Origin of the sequence: Mesorhizobium sp. L103C119B0 (genome assembly GCF_000502235.1) — a bacterium.
GTDB lineage: Bacteria > Pseudomonadota > Alphaproteobacteria > Rhizobiales > Rhizobiaceae > Mesorhizobium.
Genome location: NZ_AYXE01000046.1, coordinates 1 through 7,605 on the forward strand (window position 1 = coordinate 1; position 7,605 = coordinate 7,605).

General features: G+C 56.6%; 1 protein-coding gene and 1 pseudogene. Both read left to right on the forward strand.

From position 1 onward, the window contains the following. Positions 1 to 216 precede the first annotated feature (216 nt). The gene (locus X728_RS137250) at positions 217 to 7,275 is read left to right on the forward strand and encodes a hybrid non-ribosomal peptide synthetase/type I polyketide synthase (protein ID WP_023833277.1); all 7,059 of its coding nucleotides are present in this window, start codon (positions 217 to 219) and stop codon (positions 7,273 to 7,275) included. A gap of 73 nt (positions 7,276 to 7,348) precedes the next feature. Further along, positions 7,349 to 7,605: pseudogene (locus tag X728_RS0136740) on the forward strand (helix-turn-helix domain-containing protein); the annotation flags it as partial.

The window sequence follows — 7,605 nt, forward strand, 5'->3', positions numbered from 1 at the left end:
TCTCGCTCTCAAAAATCCGGAACGCCTCTGTGAGAAGCTCCATGAAAAGGTCGATTTCCGGCTCGGTTATGATTAATCTGCAACATAAATGTTTATGAAATATTGTTTTACAATAAAGGTATTTGTTCTGGGAGTGACGAGAGTTATCAGAAAATTCAAACTACTTGCGAGAAAAGGCGCGTAGCATCTTCCGCAAACAGGTGACTGGAGAAAGCAATGGATTCCGTCGCGCGCCCGCTCTCGCATGGCCAATTGGGCCTTTGGCTACATCATCAAAAAAGACCAACCGGGAGCGAATACAATCTGCCAGTCGAGCTGCGCATAAAGACGCCGTTCGACATTGATGCCTTGCGGCGCACGCTCCAGTCATTGATCGACCGCCATGAAATGCTGCGCACGACCTTTCACCAGCAAGGCGAGCATGTAGTTCAGCGGATTCATGAGAAAGGCTCCCTGAGCTTTCATGTCATTCGGCAGCAAAACGCAGACGAGGCGGGCTTCCACCAATCGATTGCGGCGGAAGCTCGCTCGGCTTTCGATCTGGAACATGGGCCAGTGTTTCGCGCGCACTTGTTCATCCGCAGTGCTACGGAAGAGGTTCTCCTTCTCAACTTCCATCACATCATTTCCGACGCTTACAGCATTCGTACGTTCCTGCACGAGTTCGGAAGGCTTTACCAGGCGTGCTGCGGCAACGCGGAAATGCCGAGTCTGACCACCGCGGCTCCTTACGAGGACTTCGTAGCCTGGCAAGGGCGCCTTCTTGCCGGAAACGACGGAGAACGCATGTGGGCCTACTGGCGCAACCAATTTGTCGATCATGAGGCCGACTTGGCGCTTCCGACGGACGGACCACGAGAAGCGCTTGCCACGCACACCGGGTCAGTTGTCTCGCTGGATCTTGAGATGCCGCTGATCGCGCGCTTGCAGCAACTGGCGCACAAAGAAAAAGTAACGCTGGCCACCGTCCTGCTTGCTGCCTATTACGTCCTGCTGCATCGTCATGGCGAGCAGGACGACATCACCCTCTACGTCCCACGCCTCGGTCGTCCGGCAGGAAATTTCTCCGGAACCTTCGGCTACTTTGCGACCCTGGCAGCGTTACGTCAGGATCTTTCCGGAAATCCCACTTTCCTCGACCATTTGCAGCGGGTCCGTCACGTGATGCGATGCGCGCGCAGTCACGAGTATTTTCCTCTTCCTCTGCTGCTGGAAAAGCTCAAGCTCCCCCCTTCAACTGATCGCAATTCGCTCGCGCAAGCAGTCTTCAACTTCACTCCGGAGGCGGTGAGTTCTCTTGGCTTCACGCCATGCGACGTCGACCTGTCCGGCTTGCCTGCACAGATCCGATTTTGCGAGACCGATGTCTGGATCGATCTTGATTTCCGAATCGTGGCTGGAAAAGAAAGAGTCCGTCTCTGCGTGGTATACAAAGCAGATCTGTGGGATCGCAGCACGATCGAGCGGCTTGCGAAGCACTATTGTTTGCTGCTTGAGGCGATTGCAGATGCGCCAGGGCGAGAGATAGGCAGTTATAATCTTCTCAGCCCAGAAGAAGAGCATCAGATTCTGCACGGATGGAACGAGACAGCGGCACCCTTTCCGTCGGACATTTGCCTGCACAATCTGATCGAATCGCAGGCCGCCACTTACCCAGACAATATCGCTGTCAGCTGCCCCTTGGAGGCGCTCAGCTACGCTGTCCTTGAGCAAAGGGCAAACAGGCTTGCCCGTCATCTGATTTCAAGAGGTGTCAGCCATGGAAACGTGGTCGGCGTTCTCGTTGAGCGTTCGTGCGATCTCATTGTTGGCTTTTTAGCAGTCTTGAAGGCGGGGGGCGTCTATCTTCCTCTCGATCCGCGACTGCCACCCCAGCGCCTGCGCTTCATGATGCAGGACGCTGGCGCCACTGCGGTCATCAGCAAAACGGAGTTCAAAGAGCAGACGTTCGAGAAAGCCCTCTCAGCCCTCAACATTGAAGGTGCGAATGGACGCGCGGTGATTCTCCTGGACAAGGACCACACTGAGATTGCTCTGTATGAAGCCACGCCTCCGCATTGCTCCGCCGGTCCCTCCGATTTGGCTTACGTGATCTATACGTCTGGTTCCACGGGTCAGCCGAAAGGCGTGATGATTGAACATCGCAGCGCCTGCAACATGGCGGAGGATCTAAGACGCACTTATCAGGTGGGGTCGGATAGCCGCGTATTGCAATTCGCTTCCTGCGGATTTGATGCATCGCTGTTTGATTTCATATTGGCCTTATCTTCTGGTGGTCGATTGTGCCTGGCGCCCCCATCAGCGTCGCTGCCTGGAGCAGAGCTTGTCGAGTTCATGCGCCGTGAGCGCATTACCGCTGCCGGTCTTACGCCCACAGCGTGGACCACCCTGCCGTCGACGGACCTTCCTGATCTCACCGTGGTCAAGTCAGGTGGAGAGCCTTTGCCGTCGAGCCTCGTTGAACGATGGGGTGAGAAGCGCCGCGTCTTCAATTCCTATGGCCCCACCGAAACGACCGTTTATTGCATAAGGACCGAGGTGAAACCCGACGGGCGAAAGCCGCCCATCGGGCGCCCTGCCATCAATACCAAGGTTTACATTATCGATCGCTATGGAAATCCGGCGCCGATCGGCGCAATCGGTGAGCTTTACATCGGGGGCGTCGGCATAGCCCGCGGCTACATCAATCGCGATAAACTCACGCGCGAGCTTTTCCAGCCAAACCCGTTCGATGATGAGCCGCAGTCCAGGCTCTATAGGACTGGAGATCGGGCCCGGTATCGGCCAGATGGCACGATTGAGTTCCTAGGCCGGAACGACGGACAGATTAAGATCCGCGGCATGCGGGTTGAGCTTGCCGAAATCGAGCAGTGCGTGATGGAGCACGAAAACGTCAAGGCATGCTGCGTTACGCTGACAGACCGTCCCGATGAAAATGCGAGCCTGACAGCGTATGTGGTGACGCAACGGAAGATTTCGGAGAATACCGATGAACTTCAGGCTTTTCTGAGTGCCGCGCTGCCGAACTACATGATTCCCTCACAGTTTGTCTTCCTCCCGCAGCTACCGACCAATCGCAGCGGCAAGATCGATCGGCGCGCTCTTCCCGAGCCGAGAAACGCCTCGAAACTAAAGGCCGCAACTTTACCAACCGGTGGATTGCAGACGGAACTGACTGAGATCTGGAAGGACGTGTTGAAGCTGGACTCCGTCAGCGTTGAGGACAATTTCTTCGATGTTGGCGGACATTCCTTGGCCATCGTTCAGGTTCAGGCGCGCATCCATGATCGTTTGGGCATTGATTGCAAGATTCTGGATCTTTTCAAGCATCCCACCATAAGAGCGCTCGCTGCGCACTTGAAGGCAATTCCAGCTGCTCTTCACCCGGTTCAAGATTTAAAGAACTCAATCGGCTTTGCGGGAAACGGGAACGACCCCAAACAGGATCGCAATGCTGTTGCGATCATCGGTATGGCGGGCAGGTTCCCGGGGGCGGAGGATGTCGATCAATTCTGGAGCAATCTGGTCGATGGCATAGAGTCCATCGCAGATCTGGATGAACAGACGTTGCGAAAAGCGGGCATCGATCCCGATACTTTGGGCAAGTCTAATTATGTAAGGCGCGAAGCCGTTATCAGCGGAGTTGATCTGTTTGACGCCGCGTTTTTCAGCATCTCGCCTAAGGAAGCAGCGTGGACGGACCCGCAACAGCGAATCCTGCTGGAAACGGCGTATCTGGCGCTCGACCATGCGGGATACGGATCTCGCGAGACAGAAGATGGCCGTGTCGGTGTCTTTGCCGGCGTGGGGGCCAACAACTATCTCGCTGACCGCGAAGCGAGCCGCGACCTGCTGGATTCAGAGAAGTTGCAGATTCGCATTCTCAACGGCTGCGATTTCACGGCGACGCGCATTGCCTATAAGCTCAACTTGACCGGTCCCTGCGTCTCAGTTCAGACGGCCTGCTCCACTTCGCTAGTTGCTGTCCACCTCGCTTGCCAGAGCCTGCGCAGCAATGAGTGCGACATGGCGCTGGCAGGTGGTGCATCGATTTCCCTGCCGCACGGAAAAGGCTATCTCTATCAACTGGGCCACATCTTATCCCCTGACGGCCGCTGCCGTGCGTTCGATGCTAAAGCACAAGGAACGGTGAGAGGCAGCGGAGCCGCGGTCGTCGTTCTCAAGCGGTTGAGCGATGCCTGTAGAGACGGAGATTATATCTGGGCGATTATAAAGGGGACCGCCATCAACAATGACGGCGCCGCCAAGGTGGGCTTTACCGCCCCCAGCGCCGACGGACAAGCTGCAGTTATTCAAGCTGCCCTCACCGATGCTGACGTCCCAGCGGATACGATTGGCTACGTGGAGGCGCATGGTACGGGAACCTATCTTGGAGACCCCATCGAAATCTCCGGCCTGAGCAAGGCCTTCCGTTCCCAGACCGCAAGAAAACAATTCTGCGCAATAGGCTCGGTAAAAACAAATATCGGCCATCTTGACGCCGCAGCGGGTGTAACGGGATTGATCAAGGTCGCCACAATGCTGAACAAGGGCGTCATTCCCGCTAGCCTACATTTCGATGCACCCAACCCAAATATCGACTTTCAGGAGAGCCCGGTACTCGTAAACAAGACCCGCACCGCTTGGCCCAAAGGTGGTTCGCCAAGACGCGGCGGGGTTAGCTCATTTGGCATTGGTGGCACGAACGCGCACGCGATTCTCGAGGAGGCTCCGCCGCGAACCGGTGAGCGGGCTAGTCGCAGGCCGCACGTCTTTCCGGTATCGGCGGCGAGCAGATCGGCAATGACCGAAATGCTCCGGCAACTGGCCGGCTTTATGCGCCGAAGCGATATTCAGCATAGCGCAGCAAATATCGCATACACGCTGCAAAAGGGTCGAGCCGCTCTCAGATATCGCACAAGTTTCGTGGGATCCGATCTGGTGGAACTAGCCGACCAACTCGATCAGGCGGCACTGCAGGCGGGCGCGACGCGAGAGGTGTCGAGCAGTGAACCCCGCATCGTGTTCATGTTCTCCGGCCAGGGCGGACAGCAGATTGGAATGGGTCGGGAGCTATATGAAGAAGAGCCGGTATTCCGCCGCGCCATCGACGAATGCGCAAAGTGGCTTCACGAGTTCGCACATATTGATTTCCGCGCCCTGCTCTACAGGGAAGGCAAATCCGATGACGAGTTTGAGCCCCAGCTGGAAGCCGTCATGCAGCCCGTCATCTTCGCCACGCAATATGCAATGGCGAAGCTCTTCATCTCGTGGGGCATTTTCCCTGCAGCTGTGATCGGCCACAGCATCGGAGAATATGCAGCCGCTCATATTGCAGGCATCATCTCGCTACCCGATGCCATTCGACTGACACTGAAAAGGGGGCAGTTAACGTCGCATGTGCCTGTAGGCGGGATTGTTGCAGTCCATCTGTCGCCGGAAGAACTCCAGCCATATTGGAATGAACGCCTGTCATTGGCGGCCATAAACGGGCCGCGTCGGTGCGTCGTTTCGGGGGCCGCACCCGAGATTGCGGCGTTTCAAAAGCAATTGGAAGCTGGATCCATTGCGAGCAAACGAATACATGCAAGTCATGCCGTGCATTCATCCATGCTCGATCCAATCCTGCCGGAGTTTAGGATTCATGCCGAACAAGTCGAGTTACAGGCGCCGCAAATGCCTTTCATGTCGACAGTGCTCGGTGACTGGCTTGAGGCGGACGTGCCGCCTGATGGCAGCTATTGGGTCCGCAATCTGCGCGAGACGGTGCAGTTTTATGCAGCTTTCGATCGGCTGGTGCAATCGGGCCACGAGTTGTTCCTTGAGATGGGGCCTGGCGCAGCCCTGACCACATTTTCCAGGCAGTTCAAGTCAAGGAGCGACTCGCGCGGTCCCGTCGGTTTTGCAGCCTCGCCAGGAGGCAATCATGGGCAAGGCGATCACGCGAGAGTGTTACAGACGCTGGGCAAGCTTTGGACCTGCAGCGTTCGCCTTGATTGGTCTGGTCTGCACGACCATCATCCCCCCCAGCGTGCTCCCCTTCCGCCTTATCCTTTTGATCGCAAGCGTTACTGGCTCGATGCGACCACCAGCAAAGAGCGGGGACAAAACGCGGATTTGAATCAACCTGATACCGCGGCCATATCCGCCGATGCCTCGACTAGAAACGAAGCACCACGTAGCCCGATTGTAGTTGAAATGTCTGGTGAGGCAGCTTTGGACCGCCAAATCGCGGCGGTGTATCGAGACATTTTGGGCTTGGAAGATGTTGCCTCGACCGACAGCTTCTTCGACCTTGGTGGCGATTCGTTGAGCGCCTTAAGCGTAATCAATCGCATCGAGCAGCTCACGGGAGAGAGATTAGCTGTCTCCCGGCTGCTGGACCACCAGACACCAAGAGGGCTCGCGATAGCCCTCTCGAAGGCCGTTGGAAGCGCGCGTCCGAGCGCATTGGTGCCGATACAAACTGGAGGTTCGCGCGCGCCTCTGTTTTGCCCCCACCCTTTTGGCGGACATGTGCTCTTATATACGCCTCTTGCTAAAGCACTGGGCGCGGAGCAGCCGCTCTTCGGCCTCCAGGCGCGCGGTCTGGACGGTGAGGCGAGACCTCACCAGAGCATTCCCGAGATGGGGCGGGCATATGTTGAGGCCATTAAGAGCGTACAACCACGCGGCCCTTATCAGCTCGCCGGCTTGTCCTTGGGCGGCAGCATTGCTTGGGAAATGGCCTGCCAATTGCGTGATACTGGTGACGAGGTAGCAATCGTTGCGCTGCTCGATGCCAAAGCGCTTCACAAGCCTGAAGAGGACACAAGCGGCCGGTACCACCGCCTGCTCGGCAACAACCCGATTCCTGACTGGCTAAGCGAGCAAGTTGTCATTTTGACCGTGCTTTTTCCCGCGCTGAAGAAACATTGGCGAAAGCTAAATTCCATCAAACGCGAGCGTCAGGTCACTGCCTTGCACGATTTCGGAACGCAATCAGGCAACATCCCCAGCATGAGTGAAACGCAGCTCGATCATATCCTGACAGTTGCTGAGGCAAATAGAATCGCGCTTCGTGATTATACACCTCGGCCCAACGCCAGCAGGTCCGTTCTTTTTGCAGCCAAGAAGGGGCTGCGCGCATCCACGAATGAACTTGATCTTGGGTGGAAGCAATTCGCGCGAGGCCGCCTGGTAATTCATGAGGTGCCAGGTGACCATCACACGATGGTCGTTCCGCCGCATGTAAGCGTCCTGGCAAAGAAGCTTAATAACTATCTCAATCTGTAAAAGTTTAAACTTTATCTGACAGACGGTGTCCTAGGCTGAAGCTTGAGCCGAGGCCGGGCGCGGAGTGGTCAGGGTTCGCAGCGCNTGCAAGATGATGGGCTATTCGCGCGACAGCTTCTACCGCTTCAAGGAGCTTTACGAGATCGGCGGCGAACTGGCGCTGCAGGAACTGACGCGCAGGAAGCCGCTGTTGGCCAACCGCACGCCACCGGAGATCGAGGCGATCATCCTCGAGCTGACGCTGGAATATCCCGCCTATGGACAGACCCGCATCGCCAACGAAATGCGCAAGCTCGGCCACTCGGTCTCGCCATCGGGCGTACGCGGGGT